The organism is Puniceibacterium sediminis, assembly GCF_900188035.1.
In the GTDB taxonomy this organism is placed as follows: Bacteria; Pseudomonadota; Alphaproteobacteria; order Rhodobacterales; family Rhodobacteraceae; genus Puniceibacterium; species Puniceibacterium sediminis.
This window is the reverse complement of record NZ_FZNN01000012.1, coordinates 1-26,416: the sequence shown is the minus strand read 5'-3', so window position 1 is coordinate 26,416 and position 26,416 is coordinate 1. Positions and strand designations below refer to the sequence as shown.

General features: G+C 58.4%; 13 protein-coding genes and 2 pseudogenes. 10 read left to right on the top strand and 5 right to left on the bottom strand.

Going from position 1 to position 26,416, the window contains the following annotated elements; genetic code table 11:
* Nucleotides 1-9: 9 nt before the first annotated feature.
* The 3 genes from CHB75_RS13305 to CHB75_RS13295 form a co-directional block, all read right to left on the bottom strand.
* Nucleotides 10-5,202, bottom strand: coding sequence for a DUF11 domain-containing protein (locus CHB75_RS13305; protein ID WP_176439139.1), 5,193 nt, complete (start codon nucleotides 5,200-5,202; stop codon nucleotides 10-12).
* 585 nt (nucleotides 5,203-5,787) lie between these two features.
* The gene (locus tag CHB75_RS13300; RefSeq protein WP_089271262.1) at nucleotides 5,788-8,346 is read right to left on the bottom strand and encodes a hybrid sensor histidine kinase/response regulator; all 2,559 of its coding nucleotides are present in this window, start codon (nucleotides 8,344-8,346) and stop codon (nucleotides 5,788-5,790) included.
* 21 nt (nucleotides 8,347-8,367) lie between these two features.
* On the bottom strand, nucleotides 8,368-8,844 hold the full coding sequence (locus tag CHB75_RS13295) for a putative pterin-binding protein (RefSeq protein ID WP_089271260.1): 477 nt from the start codon (nucleotides 8,842-8,844) through the stop codon (nucleotides 8,368-8,370).
* Nucleotides 8,845-9,065: 221 nt separating this feature from the next.
* On the opposite strand from CHB75_RS13295, the gene CHB75_RS13290 reads away from it, so the two are divergent.
* The gene (locus CHB75_RS13290) at nucleotides 9,066-9,686 is read left to right on the top strand and encodes a response regulator transcription factor (protein ID WP_089271258.1); all 621 of its coding nucleotides are present in this window, start codon (nucleotides 9,066-9,068) and stop codon (nucleotides 9,684-9,686) included.
* A 101-nt stretch (nucleotides 9,687-9,787) separates the two neighbouring features.
* On the opposite strand, the gene CHB75_RS13285 is transcribed toward CHB75_RS13290, so the two are convergent.
* Nucleotides 9,788-10,747, bottom strand: a complete 960-nt coding sequence (locus CHB75_RS13285; protein WP_176439138.1) for a response regulator — start codon at nucleotides 10,745-10,747, stop codon at nucleotides 9,788-9,790.
* Between the two features lie 481 nt (nucleotides 10,748-11,228).
* Here CHB75_RS13285 and CHB75_RS13280 point away from each other — a divergent pair, with 481 nt between their 5' ends.
* From CHB75_RS13280 to CHB75_RS13255, 6 genes are all read left to right on the top strand, one after another.
* Nucleotides 11,229-11,741: a hypothetical protein gene (locus CHB75_RS13280; protein ID WP_089271254.1), complete on the top strand. Its 513-nt coding sequence runs from the start codon at nucleotides 11,229-11,231 to the stop codon at nucleotides 11,739-11,741.
* 59 nt (nucleotides 11,742-11,800) lie between these two features.
* Nucleotides 11,801-14,440 (top strand): beta strand repeat-containing protein, encoded by a 2,640-nt coding sequence (locus tag CHB75_RS13275; protein ID WP_089271252.1) that lies wholly within the window; start codon nucleotides 11,801-11,803, stop codon nucleotides 14,438-14,440.
* 89 nt (nucleotides 14,441-14,529) lie between these two features.
* Nucleotides 14,530-20,253 carry a hypothetical protein gene (locus CHB75_RS13270; protein WP_089271250.1) on the top strand — a complete coding sequence of 1,908 codons (5,724 nt, stop codon included), beginning with the start codon at nucleotides 14,530-14,532 and terminating at the stop codon, nucleotides 20,251-20,253.
* Nucleotides 20,254-20,501: 248 nt separating this feature from the next.
* On the top strand, nucleotides 20,502-21,215 hold the full coding sequence (locus CHB75_RS13265; RefSeq protein WP_245840967.1) for a lysozyme family protein: 714 nt from the start codon (nucleotides 20,502-20,504) through the stop codon (nucleotides 21,213-21,215).
* Between the two features lie 169 nt (nucleotides 21,216-21,384).
* Entirely contained in the window at nucleotides 21,385-21,567 is a 183-nt protein-coding gene (locus tag CHB75_RS13260; RefSeq protein ID WP_089271249.1) for a hypothetical protein, read from the top strand.
* Nucleotides 21,568-22,031: 464 nt separating this feature from the next.
* Complete coding sequence (locus CHB75_RS13255) at nucleotides 22,032-22,292, top strand: hypothetical protein (RefSeq protein ID WP_089271247.1); 261 nt, start codon at nucleotides 22,032-22,034, stop codon at nucleotides 22,290-22,292.
* Between the two features lie 245 nt (nucleotides 22,293-22,537).
* On the opposite strand, the gene CHB75_RS22115 is transcribed toward CHB75_RS13255, so the two are convergent.
* Nucleotides 22,538-22,801, bottom strand: coding sequence for a tyrosine-type recombinase/integrase (locus CHB75_RS22115; protein WP_425439504.1), 264 nt, complete (start codon nucleotides 22,799-22,801; stop codon nucleotides 22,538-22,540).
* 44 nt (nucleotides 22,802-22,845) lie between these two features.
* On the opposite strand from CHB75_RS22115, the pseudogene CHB75_RS22110 reads away from it, so the two are divergent.
* The 3 genes and pseudogenes from CHB75_RS22110 to CHB75_RS22505 form a co-directional block, all read left to right on the top strand.
* Nucleotides 22,846-23,033: pseudogene (locus tag CHB75_RS22110) on the top strand (IS5/IS1182 family transposase); the annotation flags it as partial.
* Between the two features lie 71 nt (nucleotides 23,034-23,104).
* On the top strand, nucleotides 23,105-25,654 hold the full coding sequence (locus CHB75_RS13245; RefSeq protein WP_176439137.1) for a PAS domain-containing protein: 2,550 nt from the start codon (nucleotides 23,105-23,107) through the stop codon (nucleotides 25,652-25,654).
* A 380-nt stretch (nucleotides 25,655-26,034) separates the two neighbouring features.
* Nucleotides 26,035-26,198, top strand: a pseudogene (locus CHB75_RS22505) (transposase); the annotation flags it as partial.
* Nucleotides 26,199-26,416: the final 218 nt, after the last annotated feature.

Here is a 26,416-nt window from a genome sequence, read left to right as displayed (position 1 = left end):
GCATGCAACTCACGGGGAAATCCTGATCTGGAAGGTCACAGATCCATCCGCGCCCGGCTGATAGCTGCCTGTGCAATTCCACCGCAGATCGCCCGCATACCCAGAGCTGTCCGTACCCGGTAGCGAACTGATGCAGGTGACGCCGCCACCAAGGTCAACCGGGCTGGGCACCGCGTTGGCAAGAACTGTGTAGGGCGGTGTTCTGTCATAGATGATGATATCCGAGGAGGGCAGGGTGCCTGCATTTTGCACGTAGATACGGTACTCCAGCACATCACCGGCCGCGGCGGCGTTGGCGACACCTTCGGCTGATCCCTGCGTGACATTGCGTACCGTCTTGGTCAGTTTCAGCGCGCCCTGCGATGATTCCACGGTCACCCGATCGGTGTTGCGGTCCTGTTCGTTCAGACCCGAGGCGCCGTAGGATGTGTCGGCGACCAGATCAAAGCTGTAAGAGGCCCCTGGACTGACTGCAGAGGATGCGGAGACCCGCGTGACGATGCACAGCAGTGTCGCGGCCTGAATCGCCACCGGATCCGTGATTGGCGTGTTGGCGGTGCCGTCGCAGTCGGTGTCCAGGAACAGCCCGGTAGAGAAGGCACCGGGGGTCGCACTGGTCTGGTTTTCGACGATAAAGCTGACCGATCCCGTGGCATCCGCGACATATTCATGCCGCAGCGACACCACCTGACCGGGGCGGATCGCGGCCTGCTGGTCCAGGTTCAAACGCGCCTCGACGATCAGGCCAAAGCTCAGGTCGCTGTAGGAGGTACCTGCGGCGGGGGTGAAGGTAAAGCTGCCGTCGCGCGGATCGGTGTTCACAAGGCCGGGCAGGGCCGCTGCGGTTTCCGACACTGCGCGCAGCCCTGCGTCGGGGAGGACCGAGACGGTGACCGCATCGGTGTAGCCATCGGGGAGCGTCAGGCTCCAGCTGCCATCAGCGGCGACGGCGGGCGAGCCGATCAGTGCACCGGCGCTGTCATAGACCGCGACCACGGCGCGATCGGTGCCGGCTTCGGCCCCTTCCTGCACGCCGTCATAGGCTGTGGCCCCGGCGCCATTGTCCAGAAACACCACGCCCGAGAGCGTCGCGCCGGTGCCTGTGAAGGCCAGGGTGACAGAGGCTTCGTCATCATCGGCCAGCCCATCGGAGAGATCATCCACCAGGGCACCGACGGCTGGGTCGCTGTCGGGGTCGGGCAGCGAACTGGCGACGATTTCGGCGGTGTTGGTGTGCTCTCCGCTATCGCGCATGGTGACGCGGATGGTCAGGGTCTGGTTGCTGCCCGCGGGCACATCGCCAAGCGCCCAGATACCGGTGCCGGTGTCGTAGGTGTCACCCTGAGCCCCGGCATCGTCCGAGACATAGGCAAAACCCTGAGGCATCAGGTCGCGGACCTGCACGCCTGTCGGGGTGCCCGGCCCGTCATTGGTGACAGTCAGGATGAAATCCAGTGCCTCGCCCGCTGTGGCCTGCGTGACCGGCAGGCCGTTTGCCGCGCTGACGACGCTTTTACTCAGCGACAGATCGGCGGCGGTCGGGGCGGCTACAAAACCGAAATCCTGATCCGTGGTTTCGGCCCCGGTAGTGACGGCAACGCCAGTCAGTGGGTTGGTGGTTGAGAGGGTCAGGCCTGCGGGGATCTCGGGATCGGTCGTGTCCACTTCGATCCGGTAGGTCAGGGTGGAGTCGACCGTGCCAAAGGCATAGCTGCCGTCAGCGGTGGTTTCCGTTGTTAAGGCCAGCGTGTCATCGGCGGGATCGGCGGGCGTGCCGTTGTCGTCATGAAGGGTGACAGTGATGCCTGCGGGCAGGCCGGGTTCCCCGGTATCGCGCGTGTCGGATCCGTCGGCATCCTGATAGAGCGTGCCGGAAATCGCGCCCTCGGCAAAAATCGACGACACAAAGGGACCGGGCGCGCGGCAGGAGGCGCCATCGTTGCCCTGATATGTGAGGTTGTCGATGGTGCCCAGCACTTCGATGAACTGGTAACTTGCAGGGCGGGCGCCGACCGAGCCGACCTCGAGCGCGAAGACCTGCCGCGACTGGTTGTCAAAGGCGTACATGAAACCACTGCCGTCGAACCAGACCGAGTCGATGTCGATCGAGAACTTTCCGGCGGGCAGGGGGAGGCTGGCCACAGGATCGACCGTGATAGCCCCTGGCACGCCGTTCCTGGGATCGAATGAGTGCAGGTTGTTCGACGTATCAACGAAGTAAATCAGCCCATCGCGCGGATTGTAGGCCATATCCCGGCCATAGGCTGCACCGGCTTCGGCTGTCAGCACCCCAAGCGCCACCGGATTCGCCGGGTCGCTGATATCGAGCAGCTGATAGCGGCTGAAATCGGTGCCGGACATGTAGATCATGATGCCATTTGGCAGGATGTCGGAACTGGTGTCGGGAGATTCGAGGCTGAGCCCGGAGATGTCGGCCACGGCGCGCACGGCACCAGACGCGTTGATCTGGTAGAGGTTCCGCGGAGACTGACCGACGCCATAGATATAGCCGTCCAGCTCGTTATAGCCCCAGCCGGTGACAAGGTAGTTGCCGGTGTAGTCGGGCGGCAGGTCCGTGTGGCTGAGCGTGTAGATGCCGCCGCTTTCGCTGATCGACAGTTCGTCAAGCGCGGGCAGGTTCTGTGCAGGTTCGGTGGCGACCATGTAGAAGTTCGACGAACAGGTCAGCGGCCCATTGGGGTTGGACAGGGTGACCAGGTAATCCTCGACCTCACCATCCATGTTCAGCCCGTCGAACGGATCGGCGGCGATGCCGCTGGTGGTGGACCAGCGCAGGCGGGCATAGGTGGTGCCGTTGCCGATATCCGTCGGCACGGGAATGTTCAGGCTGATCTGATTGTTAAAGGTGCCATCGGTGTCGCCGGTCCCGCCATCGCGGTAATCGACGGCCACCTGTTCGGAGGTATCGAACACACCGTTCTGGTCAAAGTCGATCCAGAGTTGCAGGTTGGTGATGCCCGGCACCAGCACCGGCAGGCCCAGGTCGAACTGAACGCTCAGCGTCTCGTGGGTCTGGACGGTCAGCGGGACGGTGGTGCCCGCGACAAGCTGGGGAAAGGTTGTCGCGTCTTCATCGTCGCTGCCTGACAGATCATCGCCATCGGCATCCGTCGAGAATCTTGTAGAGGTCTCTGTGTCGGGCAGCGCGCTGCCAAGGTAGATCTGCGGCACAACCACATGGCGCGGATCGCCATAGCTGGCGGGCGCGTCACCACGGTCGACGAGGTCTGCGGCGGCGATGATTAGTGAATAATCCTCGACCTCGCCATCGACGGCAAAGCTGGTGGTGCCAAGACCCTGTTCACTGCCATAGCGAAAGCGGGCAAAGGTCAGATCGGTGGTCGCATCGTCCGGCACCGTGATATTTATCTGAATTATGCCGTCACCGGCCACATTGTCGTCACTGGTTCCGTCGTCGCGCAGATCGGTGGCGATCCGTTCGACCGGGGCGGTCGCGAAAAGGCCGTCGCCGTCGAAATCCAGCCAAGCCTGAAGATACCCGTTGCCGGTCACCTCGACGTCCAGCGTCACGCTCAGACCTTGTGTCAGGATGGGAAAGGTGACGCCGTCCTCGTCGTTGGTGTCGGCTATATCGTCGCCCGTGGCTGTACCGTCGGATTGCGCGACCAGTTCGGTGTCAGGAGGAACCGCGCCAAGATATATGGTCGGCGTGGAAGCGACGGCGTGCGTGGGGATCAGATAGCTGAGCGGCGCATCACCGAAATCCAGACCGTTGCCTTCGAACACTGCGATGGTGACGGTGGCCGTATCGCAATCGGCTGAGTTGACGGCATCACACAGCAGGTAGTCAATCGTGTAAACTCCGGCGGGCACTCCGGATGGCACGACGACGCGCCCCGCATCGATGCCGGACGTCACGAGGGTGGGGACCGGGTCACCGGGACTCGCCGGAACGGCTTGGGTCAGGACTGAAAGCGTCACGTTAGGGAACAGGGCAGGGATGCCATTCGCCGTGTCGTTGGTCAGGACCTCGCCAGCGCTGCCTCCGAATGCGGCGTTTACGGGGGTTGATGTATAGTCGTCGTTGACGGCCACAATTGTACCTGCGGCCGCTCCGCCGACAACCACCGTCGCTGTGGCGGTATCGGTGTTCGTCGGCGTGCCGTCGGTTGTGCGGTCCGTCAGGCTGTATTCGACGAAATAGGTGCCGGGCGTGGTGCCTGCCTCTACGGTGATTTCGCCCGTGTCTGTGGCGAGGTTGATGGCCCCCACCGCGGGCGTGGGCAGGGACACCACCGCCAGATCGACGTTGCCAAGCAGTGGCGTTGTGTCGACGCCTCCGCCATTCAGGAGGTCATCGCCTAGAACGCTGCCGGTGCTTCCGCCTGAGGCGCTGGCAATCGGGGCGGAGGAAAAGTCGTCATCAGCGGCGTTGATGCAGGACCGCAGGCGCGCCTGAACCCCGAGAGTCACAGTCGGGCCGACACCGACACCGACCTGGCGCAACGTCAGCTGAGTGATCGTGTCGGACCCGCCCGAAACCACGGTCGGCGCGGTATAGGCGAGGTCAATCATGCCGTAAGCTTGATCTTCGCCGCCGTTGTTGATGTCACCAGGAACAAGGTTGGGATCATGGACCCAGAACTTGCCATCCAGCGGCAGACCGTCGGCCCCAGTGCCGGTCAGGGCTGTCTGTGCGATGCCTTCCGTGTCTGACCCAAAGATCTGGAAGTATCCCTGATTGTCGAGCGGTGTGACGGCTCCGAACAGGTTTTCGGCAGTTCCGCCACCTGACAGCGTCATGTTGAAATCGCCGACGATCCCGGATTCAAGCGGCTGAAACCCGTTTCGTCCAACATTCCCGACAAAAATGTTGAGATCGTGCACGACGGGCGACCCGAAATTCAGCGAATAGGTACCCCGTGAATCGGGATATTCCGAAATCCTCGTGATTGATGTCTCGCCGCCGAAAATGAACAGCGGCCCTGAAATAGAAATATCGGTCGCGGCAGATCCCCATTGCAGGGTCGCGGATTGATCCACGTTCAGGCCGCCCAGAGTCCCCGGGGTGATCCAGTTAACAAAGGTCGGAGACACCGAGCAGGTTTCGGCCAGCGCAGGTGACGACAGTACCGTAATCGCAGCTGTGCCGCTGCACAGCATACGCAGAAATCGGTTTGACACGGGCTTGAGCACTTCATCCACCTTTTGGTTTGACACTGGGTTGGTCTTTTCGGTTTTGGGAACTTCGGGCTGGATCCCCGCGCATGGGGCGCTCCAGTCCAATGATGTCGCCATGACCAGTTTCGATTCCGCCCATTGTCGCCGTTTGCCGGGGTGTACGCGAAGGTGCGGACGGGCAGTTGGAATGTCGCCGCGTATAGGCCGCTATGCTTTGGGGTAGTTTGTGGCGACAGTGACGGGACCCGCGGTTTTGGCGGCCAAGGGCGGACGCGATGCGCCTGCGGGCCGGGTCGTGGAGGAATATTTGATTGGAAAAAAAGGGCCGCTCCCCGGAGGAGAAGAAGAGGAGCGGCCGGTCAGAAAACAACATCCGTGAGTGATGAGAAACGTGCGGCCACTTGGGCATAGTGCCGCTGCTGAACGGGCGTGGAGCCGTTCTGTTTCTGTTGGTTCTGACATCCAGTTTACGAGGGAAGTGTCACCACCTTAGGCCAACCCTGCGTCGAACGCGCGGGGGCGGTGGTATAAAATGCCTATGCGGATGGATATGTATGGCAGCCCCGGGCCGAGCGCCATGGTGGCAGATATCTGTCAGGGAGCGCCCCAGGCACAATCATGGTTCTATTGCAGAATTCTTTGGCGCAAGGCGGAATCCGTGTGATGCCAGGTTGACGGTACAGATTTGACCAGATCGTGCGCTCGTTGTGCATTACCGTCCTTGCAGGCGGTTTCGATATCGCTGAGCAAGTCATGCAGGCGCTCAGCGCCGAACATGCCGCACATGCCCGCCAAGGCGTGGGATCGTGTTTGCAGATCCCGCACCGCCTGCGCATCCATCAGGGCGGGGAGTTCGGCATCGACGCGCTGGGCAAGGGTCGTTATCCGCTCCGACAGCTTCTCGCGACCCAGGAGTTCGAGCAGTTCCAGCATCTGGGTTTCGTTCAGGAAGGGTCGCTCAGCGTCATTTGCCCTTTGCGTTTCGGAGATCACGGAGGGCTGGGAAGCACCCTCACCGGGGCGCAGGCTGGCGAGCGTGGATTTGAGCGCCTTGCTATCCAGCGGCTTCTGAAGAAATCCTGACATGCCGACGGCTTTGAACTCTTCTCGTTCGTTGGGCAGCGCATGGGCGGTGACCGCAATGACCGGGGTCGACCGGTTTGGCCCGTTGGCAGCCAATATGGCCTGCGTCGCCTGAACACCGTTCATGCCGGGCATCGAGATGTCCATCAGAATGGCATCGAACCTTGATTGCGTGGCAAGATCGACGGCCTGCTGGCCCCCTGTGGCAACCGTGACTCTGTGCCCGAGCCGCCTGAGCATCGCCTCAAGAAGATCCCGGTTGATTTCGTTGTCATCGACTACCAGGAGGTGCAGCGGGGACTGGCTTGTCTGGTTCGTGCGGGGGGAGGGACGCGCGGGAATGGCTGACATTGAGGCCTCTGCGACCGGCAAACGCACAGTAAACCGCGTGCCGCTGCCGACTTCGGATTGGCACTGGATGTCGCCCCCAAGACGCTGGACCAGACGGCGGACAATCCCAAGGCCCAGTCCGGTGCCGCCCGTGCGACGTTCGTAGCGGCTATCGAGTGAGACAAAATCTTCGAAAATGCGATTGATGTCCTTCTCGGAAATGCCGGGGCCATCGTCGATGACCTCGAGGTGCAAGCTCATGCCGTCATCCCCGGTCTGTCGGTAGAAAGCACGCAGGGTGACGTCGCCATCAGGGCTGAATTTGATCGCGTTGCTGAGAAGGTTCACCAAAATCTGCTGAATCGCGCGGGGGTCGGTCATGATCGGCCGATCATTCAGCCCGCCCTGATCAAGGTGGAGCCGGGTGCTGGACGTCTTGGCCAGCGGCTCCATGGTGCCGATCAGGCCGGATGTCAGCGCAGCCATGTCGCAGGGCTGCAGCTGTTGGTCGTCCGCGTCGGCCTCGCTGCGTTCGATGGCAAGCACGTCGTTGATATGGCCCAGCAAAATATCCCCGGAGGTCAGCGCGGCATCCAGGAATTTTTGCTGTTCGGTATCGAGGCGCCCATCGTCGAGAAGGTGGATCGCCGAGAGCACACCGTTCAGCGGGGTGCGCATCTCGTGGCTCATCATGGCGAAAAATCGGGATTTTTCGCGGTAGGCAGCAAGTGCCTCGTCGCGCGCCTGCACAATCTCCTGTTCCTTCTGCCGCTTGTCCGTGATGTCGCGGATATAAGCGACAAAAATCGGCCCCTCCGCGGAACGGGCAAGCGATACGGACAATTCGACAGGAAAGACACGGCCATCTTGATCGACCATTTCAGTTTCCTGGCGCCCGGTCTCCGCAATCCGCATCTCGCCGGTAGAGCGGAACCTGCCAAGATTTCGGCGTTGTTCGTCCCGCATATTCGGCGGTATCAAAAGGTCGATGAAGTTGCGTCCCATTGCGGCCTGACGCGTAAAGCCAAAGATGCCTTCGGCAGAGCCGTTGAAATCCTGGATCACCCCGGTGTCATCGATCACCACGACCGCATCCAAAGAGGCGCGCAGTGTCGTCGCCAGCCGCAGATGGTTTTCTTCGGCTTCCTGGGAGGTGCGGTTCAGGATGATCTTCTGACGCGACAGCCGCAGGATCGCAATGATCAGTGCAATTGTGACGATCAGGACGATCAGAAAAAGCATTTCCATCAGGCGGACGATTTGATGGCGTTCCGCCTCGGAGGCTTTTGCGGCGATTGAAATCGAGGTCAGGGCAATCTGCCGGGGGACATCTTCTATTTCTTGCAGAGTGCTTTGCAGATCATCGAGCCCGTTGAAAAGCCGGGTGTCGTCATCATCAATCAATCCTGTCTGCGCATCCAGCAGGCGGCGCAGGCGGTCAATCTCGGGCGTGGCATCGCCGATGTTCTGCACGCGCGCGGCGATCTCGGCGCGGCTGTAGAAAATGTCGAAGCGTTTGCGCAGGTTCTCGATATCCGCAGCGTCCCCGGAGCGCGCGCCATCAAGGGCGCGGTCAAGCTTCAGATATTCGACTTCAAGCTGGGAAAACACCCATTCGGCGTGATCCTTCTGCGCGCTATCAAGCGCCCGGATCCTGTTCCACACATTGAACGCGATATAACCCGCGATCAGTATCCCGGCAAAGAGGGCCAGAACCAACAGGTATCTGGCCCATGGGCGGTCCCGGCCACCCTGCTTGTTGTCGTTCATCAATGCTCCCTTGGCACGAGCTTACTTGATTGTAAGCCTATCGAGCTGCCAGATCGACCTGCTATAAACCGACTCGGTCTGATATTTCAGGTCGCTATCATAAGGATAGACGATCCACAGCGGCCCCTTTCCGCGGCGCGACATTGGTTCACCATTCGCAAGATAGGCGATGATCGGGCCGTCAGCGGTGGCGTCTGACATGGGGATTGTCACTGAATAGTCGTTGATCGCCGTCGCCTCTATCGTACCATCAACGACGTCAAACGAATCCAGCAGCGCTTTGAGCGAGACGCCCTTGAACGCCTGCGGCTCTTCTGTCCAGATTGTCGTGGTTTGGAACGATGAAACTGGAAGCGCCTGCAGGTCTTCAAGGCTGAGCTGGTGGAGTTCCTCTCCCACCGCCACGTTCAGGACAACATCCTGCGCACTGGCGGCGGTTGCAAATGTCACGCTGCAGATCAGCGCAAAGATCTTCGTGAATAACCGTTGGCCTGCCATTTCGTATCTCCTAACTATCCATCCGATATTGGGGATGACCTTATGGTAGTTCCGGACAGCGAACGAGTGAGGATAAGACTATACCTCCTATACGAAGGTATAGTCGGCGGAAACGCTGGATAGGAGCGCCGTCTGGAGGCGCGGCGCATGTGTTCTTTGCGATTATTTTGTCTTATCTCTATCCTGACAGTGGCCAGATGGTCGCCCGGAGGAGACTTTTAATGATTTTGAAAATTCTGATTGCTGATGATCACGACATGGTTCGAGAGACCATCGCAATGTTTCTGGATGCGGACGGTCAGACACAGACCGTTTCGGCGAGCAATTTGCAGGAAGCGCTGAAGAAGATCCGCTCGGACGGCCCGTTTGATTTGGTACTCCTTGACTATACCATGCCCGGAATGAAGGGGCTTGAGGGATTGCAGATCGCCCTGAACGCCAATGGCGGCAAACCTGTCGGTCTTATTTCCGGCACGGCGACGCGGCTAATTGCGGAGCAGGCGCTGGCCATGGGGGCAATTGGTTTTTTGCCCAAGACGCTGCCCGCCAAATCTCTGGTCAATGCCGTGCGGTTCATGGCGGCGGGGGAAACCTATGCGCCGGTGAATTTCATGTCAGGCAAGGACGATCCCGACGAGACAGATTTCGAAAAGGATCTATCCCAAAGGGAAAGACAGGTCCTGCGCGGATTGATGGGCGCGAAATCCAACAAGGAAATCGCCCGCGACCTTGAACTTCAGGAAGTGACGATCAAGCTGCATGTCAAGACGCTGTGCCGTAAGCTCGATGCAAGAAACCGCACAGATGCCGCGATGATTGCCCGCAACGCCGGATTTGCCTGACCTCGCACGCGGTCCTTCGGAAGGCTTTGCGTTCTAAGTGTGTCTATGGGCAACGGACAATCGAATTTTGGGACTTGGGGGGGGCGCTTGCCAGCGTCCCTTCAGTGCCTTGGCGGTACAGGGATGTTCGCAGCCTGTAGTTGATATGCGGCCATCTGCCCTGTTTGCAGTCCGTCCAGTTCAAGCGCGCGCATGACGTTGCCGATCCCGTCGGCGACAGTTTCAAAGCTGCCGGGGGCGGCAGTCGCGCTGGCGATCTTGTCGGAAACCTCCTCCATCGTTGGAAACAGGTTCAGACTGTCCGTCAAAGCCCTGTTCAGAAGGGCCGCATGCCGCGCGAGTTCGGGCTGGTCCTGCGTGAGGCTTGCGCAGATGAATGTTCCGTCCTGCCAATGGGCCACCAGATCTGCGCCGGGAAGGGGGAAGGTCGCGATCTGTTCGCCCAGATAGCCGATCAGCGCCTCTGTTTCAAATTCGCTTATCCCTACAGCTGCGGCCACATTCGGGTTCAGGCGCAGGGCAAAATACCCAAGCTTTGGAAGTGCCCGTTGCGACAGCCCCTTCAGGGCGGCAAGGAAACCGTGTTTTCCCAACATCAGCCCGGGCATTTCAGGGGACCCTATCAGGTTCCTGGGCGCCGGTTTGAGCCGCCGATCACGTTCAGTGGCGCAGCGGCGGCTGACCTCGGATCGCAGCAGCAGATAATTGTTGATGCGCACACGCAATTCTGTCCGGTCAAATGGCTTTCCAACATAATCGTTCGCGCCTGCAAAAAGAGCCTCTGACAGCGATGCCTTGCTCCCGGTGCCCTGCATGACAAGGATCGGAACATCCTGCCAGTCCGACAGCGACTTGACGCTCGCACAGAATTCAATCCCGCCGGACAGATCGAGATCCATAAGAATGAGATCGGCTGTGGTGGCATCCTTTTGGATAATGGACATTGCTTCTGACGCGTCGCCAGAGGTCATGACGTTATTGAACCCCAGCCCCGCAAGAATCGCTTTGAGGTTTTTTCGCGACGATTCGGAATCGTCTATAACCAGTATGCCGTTATTCATTTTTATCTGCCTTTGAGGATGCATTGTTACTCAGGCGAATAAATAGTATGCGCCGTGGAAATAAAGGCATCGGCCGTATTGTTTTTCCGCTATTGGGTTAGGGGGCAAAGTGAAAGTATATTTCGTATGTACCAAAGGTCAGATTTTTGGTTAAATGCCAATCCTATTACATGTGGTGCGCAAGAATATAAAGAGCGGGGTTAATGGGTGCGCCGTTGGCGTGAGTTTGTTATGTATTTGATTTTTTTATATTATTGTGGATAATGGTGAGGTGTTTTGGGTGCCTGCCTTAGCCATTTTCGGTACGTATGTCTATCGAGTGTATTCCAAGGTATAGCGCGGTCTATTTTAGATCGATTTCCTACCTTTCTAGGCAAGTGCATTATTTTTTAACTCCCTGAATATTGCAAACAACGGCGCTTGTGCTGAGCCCGTTCATTGCAATTGCCGGATATAAATTCGGCCTACATGGGAAACATAAATGTTCAGTCATATCCCCCATATATCCCGAGCTGCATTAATCGGGATGGCGCTGTCGATGGTCGGTGTTTCTGCCTCTGCAGACGCCCTTTCCAGTAACTTCTCTTTCCTGATCGTCGAGAAGGACGAAAGCGGGCAGGAGAAACTTGTCGAGCGCGCTTCGGTGCGCCCTGGCGAAGTCATCCACTACCAACTGAGCCACGAGAACATGACCGATGACGCGATGGCGGGCATCGTCATCGCGGCACCGGTGCCCGAAGGCGTCTCACTGACCCTGGGTGGCGAAACCACTTCGATCGAGGCTGTGTTCGAAGTTCAGGCCGAACTTGATCCCGAGCAGGAAGGCCTTGAGTGGTCGACGCTGCCCGCGATGCGCATGGTCGCCGATGCCGATGGCGTCCTGCAACAGGAACCGCTGCCTGAAGAAGAGGTGGCTGCTGTCCGCTGGACATTCTCCGAACCACTCGAAGCCGGTGAAACGGCCTTCAACAGCTACCGCGTTCGCGTCGAGTGATCCAACGCCACTGATACTTCCCCCTTTAAATCAAACCTCCAGAACCAGGAAATCCAACAATGACGTATCATTCCATCTTCATGCGTTCCGCAAGTGCGGCGGCAATCGGCGCTGTCTTCGGGACCGCAGCCTTTGGCGCCGCGCCCGAAGCAGGGTCGGTCATCGGCAACCAGGCCGTTGCGACCTATACCAACTCGGCCGGTGACACGATCACCGTGACCTCGAACACGGTCGAAACCATCGTGCAGCAGGTTGCAGGCGTCACGCTGACCTCGGACAACACTGAAACCATCGCGCCGGGTGGCAAGGCGTTCCTGCCGCACATCATCACCAACGAAGGTAACGGGTCGGACAGCTTCCTTTTGACCGCGGTCGAGGACAACACCGGCACGCTCGACACCTCGCAACTGGTGTTCTACCCGGACGCCAACATGGACGGTGTTGCCGACAGCGCCACACCGCTGACCGAAACCCCGACCCTAGCCCCCGGCGAACAATTCGGCGTCGTGATCGAAGCGTCGGTTCCGTCCAATGCGACCGGCACGGACACGATCACCATCACCGCGATTTCGGCGCTTGATGGCACTGAGCTGAGCACAAACACCGACACGCTGACGATTTCGAATGACGCCATTGTGGAACTGGTGAAGTCCATGGTCGCCGACGCCGCATCGGGCGGCAATCCGGGCATCATCGACGCAGGCGACACAGTCACCATCACACTGACCTATTCGAGCACGGGCCTGGCGGCTGCCAACAACTATGTTGTGCAGGACGTTCTGGACGGCAACCTGTCCTATGTGCCGGGTTCGGCGCGCTGGTCCGACGCGGCAGCGCCGCTGGATGACGACAATGCTTCGACACTTGTCGACGGCACCAACGGATCGGGCGAAACCATCGCCTGGGATTATGACGACGGTCAGACGGTCAACTTCAACCTGTCTTCGGTCGGTTCGGGCCGCTCGGGCAGCGTGACCTTCCAGGCAGTCGTTGCCGACACAGCCAATGCAGGTGTCATTACCAACGTTGCCAGTCAGGACGTGGACGGCGTTTCATTCCCGCCGTCGAACACAGCGTCCATCGTCGTCGATAACCAGTACGCGGTTTCGGTCGCTGATACGGCGATCAACGCTGACGGGTCGGCAAACGGTGCCATCGCATCGGCAACCGATGACGATGCGGCAAACAACGATGTCGTGACCGAAAGCGGCGATGTCTATCAGGGCGGCGTGATCCGTCAGGAATTCGTGCTGACGAACCTGTCCAACCAGTCAGACAGCCTGTCGCTGCAGGTTGCCAACGTCGACTACCCGGCTGGCACGACCTTCCGCTTTGTCGGCGCTGACGGTGTAACCCCGGTTGTCGGATCGGTTGGCCCGCTGGCCATCGGCGAAAGCGCCAAGGTAACCCTGATCGCGACGCTGCCGACCGACCTCACACCGACCGCGACCACCAACTACACAGCGACAGTTACCACAACTTCCGACGGTTCCGGGGTTTCGGACGTGTCGACAGCCGAATTCACTGGCGCGGTTCTTGCGTCTTCGGTCGATCTTGAGAACGCTGTGGCAGGTTTCGAAGGCGACGGTGCTGCGCCAACCAATGCCGGAGCGCCGTGGATCACCACTGCGACCGACCCCGGTCAGCCGGTGACCTTTGACATGACGGTGCAGAACGAAGGCCCCGTCTCGGACAGCTTCAACCTGTCGCTGGCTCAGGCACTTCCCGCAGGCTGGACGGTCGAATTCCGCGCAGCCGATGGCAGCGTTGCCTCCAACACCGGCACCATTCCCGCCGGTGGCAGCACGACCTTCCAGGTTATCGTGACACCGACCGACGACGCGCTTCCGGGCGACACGCTGGTCGATATCGCGCTGGTTTCGTCGGTTTCGGGGCAGGGTGACCGCATCGTCAACCAGGTCACAGTCAACGAGATCTACGACGTGCAGATCATCGACGACCAGACCGCACAGGCCGCACCCGGTGGCATCGTGGAAATGACCCACACTGTCACCAACGAAGGCAACGTGGCCATCACCGAAGGCGCGATCCTGGAGAGCGGTTTGAGCAACTTTTCCGGCGCGATCTTCTGGGACATGAACGGCAATGGCGTGATTGATCCCTCCGAGCCGGTGATCGACAACTTCGACGACTTGACCGATGGTGTGTCGGCTGGTGTCAACGGGCTTGCTCCGGGCGACAGCATCTCGCTGATCTACCGTGTGCAGACCCCGTCGACGGCGACGTCGGGTGTGACAGAAATCGGCACGCTCAGCCTTGGGACGGCGCTGAATGGTGGCACGGCAACCGATGGCGACACGACTGACAACACGGCTGAGGACCGGATCACCATCATCTCGGGCGACGTGACGCTGAGCAAGTATCAGTATGTCGATGCGGGTTGTGACGGCACCGTCGGCACCTTCACCAAGACCCGTCAGGACGTCGAACCTGGCCAGTGCATCCGCTACATGATCGAGGCCGAAAACACGGGCTCTTCCGCGGCGGCTGACGTGACCATCTCTGACGCTGCACCAGCCTACACCACGGTTACGAACTGTGGCGGCCTTTGTGCAGAGAGCCTGTTCCCGGCAGGCAGCACCGCAACGGTCACTTCGACCAGCGTATCGAGCGACCATGGCTCGGTCCTGCCCGGTGGGTTCGCCCGGCTGGAGTTCACCGTTCAGGTGAGCAACTAAGCGGACCCAGGCGCCCTCGGCCCTCCCCCTGACCGGGGGCGCCTTTTTCCTCTCAATCCCCCCAAATCCGTTTTTCAAGGAGCAGGCTGATGCGCAGTTTTCTTCGGACAGCAGGCCTTTGCGCTGCGACATTGATCCAGACCGTCGTGTTGATGCTTGCTCTTCTTCCCCAGACCTCGATGGCCGACCCGGCCCCCGGTGGCACCCTTATCCGCAACATCGCCCAAGCGACGTATTTCAACAACGCCCTGGGGATCATGGAAACGGTGGTTTCCAACCCGGTCGAGGCGCAGGTTTTTTCGGTCCCGAATGTCGAGGTTACCGGCTACTCCGATCTGCTGCTGAGCCGTGGCGCGATGGCGCAATACTATTTCGAGGTGCGCAACAACGGCAACGTCCCGATTGGCGCATTGCTCACGATGCAGAACGGCATGACTGGGGGCCAGTTGGTGGCAGATCTGAACGGCAACGGCCGCGTAGACGACCACGAGCGTGCCTTTGATCTTTCCGCGCCGGTTCCTTTGCTCATGGGTGAAAGTGTCCAGACAATCTATGAATTCCGGGTTCCTCACACTGTTACACCGGGCGAAACGCTGGATTCGACCCTTGTCGTGACTGCGCTGGTCGACGGTGGGGCCAACCGGCGGCTGCGCCTTGGCGGAGAGGCGCAAGGCGTGACGCGGATCGTAAGTGGTGCGCTTGAAATCGAAAAATATCAGTCTGTGCGCGAAACCGACACGGCGTCCGAAATCGACTACACCCTGCACGTTCGCAACAATTCCGAACTTGCCGTTGCAGGCTACTCTGCCATCGACGGCGAGCCGCTGCGCATCGATGGCGCTGTGAGCACCGGTGTTCTGGTGCGCGACATGATCCCGCTAAACACCGTTTTCCGCGGCATTTCCAACGCGGGCGGCATGGTGGCGCTGTTCCATCGCAGCGGCGATCCCAAACATGACTACCTAACCCAACAGCCGCGGCAGGCAGAAGAGGTCGATGCTATCGGCTTTTTCCTCGAAGGCGAATATGCCGTCGGTCTGTCGACCGATCCGTCATTTTCAGTCGGCGTGCCGAAGGTTCTGGGGGACGTGGACATTCTGAATACAGCTGTTGTTTATCTGGATGGCGAAGAACGAAGCGCGGCCCTCACTTCCAACACGACCGTCTTTACCCGAAACAACGCGGGTTCCGGTGTCCTACGGTTCGAAAATCCGGAAACCGGGGACGGGCAGGCCTTCGGGGCTCCGGGTCGTGATACCCGTCTGCGATTGAACTCTGGCGCGTGTAACCTGACCACTGGCGTGGACACCACCACGGTCACGCTGCGCAGCCTTTCGAGCGGCGACGTGGAAACCGTGACCGCAACCGAATCCGCCAGCAATTCCGGGGTGTTCCTGACCACTGTTGTACCGCTTGCCCGCATGGACAATGCAGTCTCTGGCGATCAGGTGATGGCGACCACTGACGGTGATACTCTGATTGCGACAGCCCAGTGCGGCGGTGCCATGCTGGAAGATACTCTGCTGATCAATCCGGGTAATTTCCTGTTCAACTCCGTGACCAACGCACCTGTCGACGGCGTAAACATCGCACTGGTCAATGCGACCTCGGGTACCGAGATGGCGCGCGCTGTGACAGACCCGCGCGGCTTCTTTGCCTTTGGCGACGTGCCTGCGGGCAGCTACCGCTACGAGGTTGTCAACGCACCGGACTGGGAATTCCCCTCGGTCCGGATGGATTTCCCCGGTTTTGGCCGTCTGATGGCCAGAGCTGGCTATGGCGCTGCCTTCGATCACGCGGGCGGGATGGTCTATGTTTCGGACATTCCAGTGGACCCACATTACGGCGCGCCGCTGTCGCTGCAAAAGACCACTGACCGCGAGACTGTCGGAAATGGCGAGTTCGTGATCTACACGCTGGAATTCGCCAACAACATGAACCAGGCGCTGATCGGCGCCGAAATTCTGGACCGGCCGTCCCGCGGCGTCACGCTGGTTCCGGGTTCTGTTGTGTTGGATGGCGAACCGCTTGCGGATCCGGTGGATGCTCAGGGTGGCGATATGCTCTTTGATCTTGGAATGCTTGCGCCGTTGTCGGATCACGAGCTGACCTATGTGATGCATTTCACCGCTGCCGCCCGCGAGGGTCGCAACGAAAACACCGCGGTTCTTTCGGGGCGTCAGGCAGGCACAGGAACGCCGCGCCAGTCGAACGTTGCGCGCGCCATGGTGCGGCTCGACAATTCTGGCGGAGTCTTTGCCCGCGAGGGGACGGTCATCGGGTCCGTTTTCATGGACTGCGACGCCAACGGCATCCGTGGCGACATCAGCGAACCCGGCATTCCGGGTGTGCGGATCGTGACGCAGGAAGGTCTGTCGGTTGTAACCGATATCGACGGCAAATATTCGCTTTATGGGCTGCGCCCGGTGACCCATGCCTTTCTGGTGCAGAACGAAACCTTGCCCGCTGGCACCGAAGTGACTGTGACCCGTACCAATGATCTAAAGCGTGGTGGCTCGCGTCTGATCCCGCTGCGCAAGGGTGAGATGCGCGCAGAACACTTTGCAGTGGCCGAATGCACGGCTGAAGCTCTGGCAGAGGTTGCAAAGAGGCGCGCGCATTTTGACGAGAACCAGCAGGCAAATTCGCTGACCGCCGCCGATCTGCCGATCGAAGGCCAGCGTGCGCCGGTCCGATCGTCCCGTGGTGACCAGGGGATCGCGACGACAACCCAGCTGACCCCCGGCATGCTGATCGATGAACAGGTCGCAGGCGAAGATGTCGCCGCCAAGGCCCAGGCCTTGGCGCGTCGCCAGTCGCTGGATGCGATGATCAAGACGCTCGATTCCAAGCCGGGCTTTGTCGACCTTGAGGACGGTCAGACGGTTGTGCGCTCAACCCAGAATATCCGGGTCAAGGGCAAGGCTGACCTGACGCTGGCGCTGATGCTGAACGGTCGCGAGCTTGGCTCTGACCGGGTGGGTGAACGCACCAACTGGGAAAAGAACAACGTCCAGGCGCTGGAATACATCGCCGTGAAACTGGGCGCGGGCAAGAACACCCTGAGCTTGGTCGGCAAGGACGGTTTCGGCATCGAACGTGTCCGCAAGGAAATCACCCTGATCGCCCCCGGGAAACCCGCCAGGTTCGAGATCATCCTGCCCGAAACGGCCTCAGCCTCGCCCGTCTCTGTGGTGCCGGTTGTGGTACGTGTGCTGGATGCGCGCGGGCTGCCGGTTCCGGCCTCGAGCACGGTGACACTGCACGCGCGCAGTGCCTTGTGGGATGTGACAGACATTCGCCCCGGCACCCCGGGCGTGCAGGCTTACCTTGATAATGGCGAGGCCACGTTCGGCCTGATCCCGCCGCAGGTTGCCGGGCCGGACCGCATCACCGTGACCGGAAACTTTGGCAGCGCCGAGGCGACAATCACCTTTACCCCGGATCTGGACGAACGGATCCTGATCGGCGTCATCGAAGGAGCGGTGGCACTGGGCAAGAACAATGGGGCGTTGCTGGACAAGGATCGTTTCAGCTCGTTCGAGGATACCGCAACGGGTGTTCGCGGCGAGGTCTACCTCAAGGGGGCGATCCGTGGCGACGCGCTGCTGACCCTGCGCTATAGTTCGGACCGCGACACCGAAGACCGTCTGTTCCGCGACATTCGCGGCGACGAATACTACCCGGTTTACGGCGACAACTCCGAACGCGGTCAAGATGCGCAATCGTCTGGAAACCTGTTCGTAAAGGTCGAAAAGGGCCGTTCCTACATCCTCTATGGCGATATCGCCATCGAACCAGAGGCCAGCGCGTTCAAGCTTGACGGGCTGCGCCGCGTCGCCACCGGTGCCAAAGCGCATTGGGAAAACGACAAGGTGTCTGTCACGGTCTTTGGCGCGCGAACCGCGCAGGAACAAATGGTGCAAGAAATACGCGGCCGCGGCATTTCCGGTCCCTATGACCTCGACCTTGGCGGCTATGTTCAGGGTTCCGAGCGGGTCGAAATCCTGGTTCGCGACGAGCAGGGGGGCGATATCCTGACCTCGACACCCATGCGCCGGGGCACTGACTACATCCTCGACTTCTTTCGCGACACGATCACCTTTGATACCCCCATCCGGCAGTTCGACCCGGATGGCAATCCGGTGTCGATCCGCGTGACCTACGAAGTGGAGGCCGAGGGCGCCGAGACGTACTGGCTCTATGGTGGCGAAGCAAATTATGCCGTGGGCGAGCGGACGACCATCGGTGCCCGCGTGGTGCATGCCGATGCCCCCATCGGCAACCCGGCCCGGGAGCGGCTGCAATCCGGATACATCCGCCGCGAGGACAAGGTCGGGGGCATCTGGGAGGCAGAGTTGGCCAGATCCGAGGATTCGCGTGGCGAAGTCGATGGGGCCGCGCGGCTGTCCTATGAGTTGCAGACAGAGAGTCAGTGGCTAAGCTTTGAGGCAATCCACACCGGCGAGAACTTCCTGGCGCGTGGCGGTTTGGCCCGTCCGGGCACCACTCAGGTCCGGTTGAGCTATGGTTACGAGATCGACCGCAAAAGCGACATCGCGCTTGGCGCAGAAATGGTGCGCGACCGGATCAACGATACCGACAGGCTGACGGTTGAGGCGCTTTATTCGCGTCGGATCAGCAAGCAGCTGCGCGGCGACATAGGGTTCGAATACCGGCAGGACCGTCGCCAGAATGTAACCGATGCGGAAACGTCTCTTACCCTTGGTGCCCATTGGACTCCGCTGAACCGGCCCGACACCGTGATCGAGGCAGAGCTGCATCAGCCGCTGAGTGGTCGCGAAGCGCCGACCGAGCTGACACTTGGCCTTTACCGTGAACCCAAGCAGGGCTGGCGCGTCTATAACGAGGTTGAGGTGCATTTTGCCGATGACGTCGTGATGTCCCGCGCAACGCTTGGCTTTACCTTCGAGCTGAACGAATGGCTTAGCGGACGCACCGAGCTGACCCGGGGCGCGGGCGAAATCGATACAACTCTGCACCAGGGCCTGAACGCGCACTTCAAGCTGAACGAGACGACGACGCTCGACCTTGGCATCGAACATTCGCGCATGATGGACGCCAACGAAGCCGAACTGACCAGTGTAGCGGTTGGCATGAAATGGGGATCAGGCGATGGCGACTGGGTAGGGGATGCGGATTTCGATACGACCTTCGAAAACTCCGGCAACACCTACTATGCCAGCCTTGGGTTGGCGGGCAAGGTCACGCCCGATCTGACTGTGTTGGGCCGCACCCGGGTTGCCGTCGACCAGCGCAATGGCAATGATCACCGCCGCATGCGCACCCGCGCCGGGGTTGCCTACCGCCCGCTAAGCGATCCACGGTTGGAAGTTCTGGCCTGGTACGAGCATCGCCTGGAGGAAAAGCACAACCGGACGGAAAGCCATCTGTGGTCGGTTGATGCGTCATACGAGGTCGATGCAGATCTGCGCTTGAACGGCAAATACGCTGGTCAGCATCAAAAGATCGACGTCTCCGGCGGCACCTCTGCCAGCGCCACCACGCAGTTGGTACAGGCGGGTCTGAGCTATGAATTCGGCGAGAACCGCTTCCAGATCGGTGCCAACGTGGCGCAACTGTGGGACGATGCCGGTAATACGAGCAGCGGACTGGGTGCCGAATTCGGGTTTGTGCCGACCAAGGGCACGCTTCTGGCCATTGGCTACAACAAGGCGGACGGGCGGCTGGCGGGGCAAAGCGCGCTCTACCAAGAAGGCTTCTACTTCCGCTTCAACCTGCTGATCGACAATTCCCTCTGGGATCAGCTCGACGGATTCCTCGGCAACTGAGACATCCACCAGTTGCCAGGAAGGGCCACGCCGCAAGCGCATCTGCGGCGTGGCCAGATTTTATGACGGGCACGGTCGGTCGATATGGTGAGATATGGCCCTGACCCGCCGCCCTTTGGGGCACGGCAATATACATAGCGCGGGGGCACCTATGCTTTTGCCGCGCGCATTATCTTTTGCGCGAATGATTTGAATTATCGAAAATGTCAAAATCTCCTCATCACTGGATGTGTGAAATGGAGACGAAAATGAATTTGAAGGGAACGGTTGTCGCTCTTTCTCTGGTTGCGGTGTTTGCAACAGAGAATGCACAGGCAGAAACAGCCACGCTTACTAATTTTCGATCGATGAAAGGCGGTGGGATTGAATTCACCCTTTCGACGACCGAAACGCAGAGCCGGATCTATCTGAATTCCTCAATGATCAAGAAGTCTTCGGGTCAACCCGGGCGGGATATTCCCATTGGTGCGGGTGCCGGATCCTCCGCACATCTCAAACATCTTATCGGTTGGGCCGAGTCGGGGCGCAGCGGTTATGACGCGGTCCAGAATGGGGCCAGGGTCCGCCCCGGAAAGCGCCCCACGCAAATGACGATTGGTGAAATTTACCAATGGATTTCAGCTACTCCTGGTCAGCCCCATGCCATTGGGCGTTATCAGTTCATTCCGTCGACCCTGAAAAGTCTGGTGCATGAACTTGGGCTAACCAGAGACACGCTATTCACCGACCACGTGCAGGATCTTCTCGCTGATATTCTGCTGGAAGATGCCGGGTATAGCGGCTTTATGGCGGGTCAGATCAGCCGCCACCGGTTCATGGAGAACCTAGCAAGAATTTGGGCCGGTTTTCCCACTTCGACCGGCCGCTCCTATTATCACGGACACGCCGGAAATAGGGCCGTTATCACCTGGAATGAATTCGATACGCACATGAAGAAAATATTTCCCCGCCATAGCGGGTGATCGAGGTGTGGGAAGTATGAACTCAGAGGCTGTCGATCTTTCTCTATTTGCGTTTCCCGTGGTGAAAGGCGGGGGCGCTATACGAAAGAATACATCGAATACCCGACCGAAAGCGTGAGGAGGTCAAAAAATAATGCAATTATTGAGTCATCAAACAGGAGGATGGGAAATGATCGCACAGTTTAGAATCCCGGAAGGCGTCAATCATAATGCGACGGGGGGTCACCAAGAAAAAGTGGCCTGCGTCAGGACGGGTGCCTTCAGTACTGCTCAGGGCAAGCTTGTTTGGGAACGCAACGGGCTCGCCTGCGTTCAGGCATTTTCTCAGCAGTTTATCGGCGAGAGAATCTGATGAAATGAAGGCTGGTCAGATACTCGGCATTCTCTCTGGTCGCGTTTCTAGCCAGCACACACCAACGCCAAACAATGGGAATATCATCCCACCGGTCGGTACGCGGTATCGTTTGTCCACACGGCCAAGCTAGCTGGGATTTGCCACTTACGGAACTGCTCGAGTGACGTAGCCGGGATAAAGGCTGCCCTGAATGCGTAACATTCGACACAATGCAGATCCCGCGCAGCGCATCGTCAGGCGGGCCTGTGATCGTGCCATTTTCCCAAACTGGAAGCCAGAGACAACGGATGCCGAACGATCCGAAGTGGGCGCTGGTTCAGCGGTGGTAATCGAACCGGCTTCCCCTCGGTTTGGGACCTGCTGACCGTCGATTTCATTTGGGTATGAGTGCTGAGCCTAAGGCTCAAAGTGAGTTGACCACCTCCACACCACAATGTGGAAAGACAGCAAGGAATTGCGTTGTGAGCGAAAAGTCAGAATTCGTAGTCATCGAAGCCGATTATCTTCAGGAGCTTGAGGAAGCACTTCTTGACTACGTTATGCGTTACGGATTGACCTGCCGCGCAAGGAAGCCCCTGAATGCCAGTGGTTCCAATATGCTCGCCTGTAACAAGGCGGAAATACCAAAGAAATCTGCAGCTGCCTCCCTTCCTGATCTGCGAAAGTCAGAACTGCGACTCTGGGAGGAGTTTAGCAAATTTGCCAGACTGCGGGCCCATTAATTTCAGGCTATTTGCGTGACTCAGACTTCGCAAGGAGCTCCCATTCATGCGTAACCTGTTTAACTGAGCGATGTACAGATGGCAGGTCTTTGTCGCTCCTCCAAGCTGCGCCGCTCGAGCAACCGGCGTTCCGGATCGATCACTTCCCGTTCGAAAGTCGGGTAAGAACCGGATGCGATTCCGCCCCTTGGTAGGGCATTCGCGCGGTGATTCTAGGCAAGTCTGGAAACTCTAGCCGTTCGGTTTCATCTTCTCAGCATGATCTCAGCTGCTTGCCGAAGGGGATCGTCAGCCATATGCGCACATCGCTGGGTCGTCATTGGGTTCGTGTGACCAAGGAGGCTCCCGATGATCGCTAGGCTCATCCCGCTGGAGACAAGTTGCGAGGCGTGCGTGTGGCGGTCGTTGTGAATACGGTAGTCGCTGATACCCGCCTGCAATAGTACTGATGCCCAGAATTTCTTGAGATCGACGATCGGTTTATCGCCTGATATGCAAGGGAAAACCAGTTCTGACCCGGCGTGTGTAGCTTTGATATCGTTGAGCAGGGGGGCTGAGGCGAAAGCTGACCGGATACCAAGGCCGAAGCCGCGTCGACGTTAAGATGCATTGCGTGACACTCATGGGCCAAAGCCTCATGGCACGTGTCTGTGATCTCCAGGCCGCAGAAATCACCTCTGCATCGCTGTGCTCAATCGCTACGCTGCTCTTGGCATACCTGTCACAGAGGCCGTAGGATAAAATCATCCCGGAGAAGGGCAAGCACGTGCGTCACCAGGTTCGTGCCACAAAGTCGCAGAAAGAGAGAAATAGTGTTCGCATTTCTATTGCAAAGCCTTACGTCGTTGTTGCTGGCGGGTGTGCTGATTTATGTAACCCTTACCAATGATCGACTCAAAAGCAGAAGACGAACACAACAGATTTTTATTGGCGTATTTTTTGGGGTTTCGGTTGTCTCACTTGGTTCGAGTAACATATTGATAGAGCCATTTACGACTCCGATTGATGCCAGATCTGGGCCGCTCATATTTGCGGGTTATCTTGGTGGTCCAATAGGCGCTTTGATTGCTGGACTTACTGGGGCAGCTTACAGGATATGGTTCGGAGGGGCTGCGCCAATGATCGGCGTCTTCATGAACCTCGCCATTCCGGCCGTTGGATTGGCCGTTAGCTATCTCCGCCCTTTGCAGAATTGGCCGAATATACCAAAGACCGAGATTGGCTATCTTGTGGCCGGTTTTTCAGTGCTACATATATTGCCATTGCTATTTCTTGCCGGGACGATTGAATCTGGAAACCCTTATGCGACGTTCGCCCCGATCGCGTTGGGTTTCATCGTCAGTGGCGCTCTGTCTATATTAGTCACCTGGCAGATCGTGAACTTCGCAATCCGCGCAGCAAATAACACCAACCAAACTGCCGAAATGGCGAGGAGGCTGGACTTGGCCATGCGCGCGTCTGGGGTCGGTTTGTTCGTTCAGGAGGTAGGCGAACCTGGACCTTACTATGATGCGGGAATGATCGCGATGCTCGGCCTGAACCGGGAACCAGGTATGGTTCCCTATTCGGAGTTGGAACCGCTATTCCACCCGGATGATTTAAAACGCGTACGAGAAGAGATGCGAAACGCTTGGACGGAAGGGCAGCTTCGAGGCAAATCAGATTTCCGCGCAATTCGGAAAGACGGAACACTTCAATTTATCCGAACGACATGGGTGACAGAGCTGGATGCAAAGGGAAGTGTCAAGCGTGTCACGGGTATAAATTCTGACATGACAGACATCCGTGACGCAGAGCATCAAGCCCGAAACTCACGAGAGCGTTTGGCGTTGATCGCAGAAAAGCTGCCAGGCGCATTCGTCGATTATGACATAACGGAATGGGACAAACCTAAACTCATGTACATCAGTCCCAAATGCGTGGATATTTGGGGCTATACTGACGAAGATCTTCTTGCCAATCCCTCCTTGCTTGCTCAAATGCACGACCCCAAAGATCTTGGTCCTTTTCTGAAGGCCGTGAAACGAGCGAGCGAAACCATTTCACCGATCCATTACCGCTACATGATTACGAGCCGCGACGGGCATTCGCGTTGGCTGGACTTTCACGGCGATTTCGCGACTGAAGACGGTAGAACCCTTGTTAAAGCAATCGTTTTGGACGCAACACGCGAAGTTCAATTGCAGCAAAAAATGGAAAAAGAACGCGAAATATCACGCAGAGCGCAGAAGAACGAAAGCATAGGTCAGTTGACTGGCGGCGTGGCGCATGACTTTAACAACCTGCTGGCTGTGATCCTCGGAAATCTCGAACTACTTCGCGACGATGAGAAACCTTCGGCGCAAAAAGACATGATCGACGCGGCGATTTCGGCGACACTGCGTGGAGCAGATCTAACCAAAAATATGTTGGCCTTTGCGCGTCAAGCGCCTCTGACACCCGTGGTTCTTGATCTCAACAATGTTGTTCGTGAGGCTAAAAACTGGATGGCCCGCGCGATGCCGGAAAGCGTCGAGATCGAAACGTCGCTCCTTGCTGGATTATGGCCGATCGAAGCAGACCGTTCCTCGTTGGAAAGTGCTCTGTTGAATTTGGCTTTGAATGCGCGTGACGCGATGAATGGGCACGGAAAATTGACAATCGAGACGGCTAATGTCCGGATCGATGAAACCTATCTAGACATGCGACAAGAAGAGATGGCCCCAGGCCGATATGTCATGCTGGCAGTTAGCGACAACGGACCGGGTATAGCGGCCGACGTCATTGGCTCTATTTTCGAGCCATTCTTTACGACGAAGCCGCCCGGGGTCGGGTCAGGCCTTGGCTTGTCAATGACCGTTGGTTTCATGAAGCAATCGGCTGGAACCGTCCAGGTCTATACCGAGACTGGGGAGGGAACGACATTCAAATTATATTTTCCGGTTTCGAAATCGGAATTGGAAGAGCCTGTCAAACCTTTGCTTGATGACAATCAAGCGTCAGGTCGTGGGAAGAAAATACTTGTTGCGGAAGACGAAGATGCTGTTCGCGCAACCCTAGTGACTATTTTGGAACTTGCAGGCTACCACGTGACGGCGACAGTATCTGGTGACATGGCTTTTACCGCTTTTGAGGCAAACCCATCTTTTGATTTATTGTTAACCGATATCGTTATGCCAGGGAAATTACAGGGTACCGGGCTTGCCAAAGCGCTAAGAGAGCGTTGGCCAAGCCTGCCGATCATTTTCATGTCTGGTTATGCAAGCGAGGCGACAGTTCATGGAAACGGACTAAGGCCTGAAGATATTCGATTGATGAAACCGGTTCAACGCGCAGAACTGCTCGCCGCAGTCGTCAAGGCGGCTGGTAGTATAAAACGGTGATGCAATTAATGTCGGTATTCAGATAGCGGATTGGAATGAATTGCAGCGGGATAGCCCCGGATGTGGTGGTTTCTCCTACACACTGTTGTCCTTTGTGGAATGAAATTATTGCAAAACTGTGACCGGGACGCGTAAAGGTCGTAAATTCGAGCGCTTGGATGGGGGGCATGAAGAAGGTACCACCTGTCCGCTATCTCGCGGCGAATTGGTCCAGTTACAATTCGGCGTTGAGGACGCGCGGGTCGTTGTTGATCCGTCGCCCGGTGGGCGCTTTTGCAGCGCTAAGAGGGGGGCGGGACAAGGAAATGAGGCGGCTGGTGGTTGCCTTGGCCGTCCCGACGTGTAGCCCGATGCGGCGATCCGGTTTGCCTGATGATCAGGTCCTGTTCGCACTGGCCTTGCGGCAAACGACGGGCGTGGTGGCCAGCCTGTTGGAGATGGCGAACCTTGGCTGTACGTTGCCCGATTATTCGACCCTGTGCCGGAGGCGGAGGGCGCTACAGTTCAGATACTACATCGCCGTGCCGATGGTCCGTTGAACCTGGGGGCCCCTCTCGGGCGATGCTGCGTAATACCATGCCGGGGTGTGGGCGGCACCGGGATCACATTCCCCTGAGTTGGCGAGTGATGCGCGCGCAAGAACGGTGTTCAGGATTGCGGCTAATGGGTTCAGGCTGAACAACCTGATCCGACGAAGATTTGGGAAGTTGACGGCCTGTGTTTCGGGATGAAGGCAGCGCACAACGCCGCCATGATGAGGGC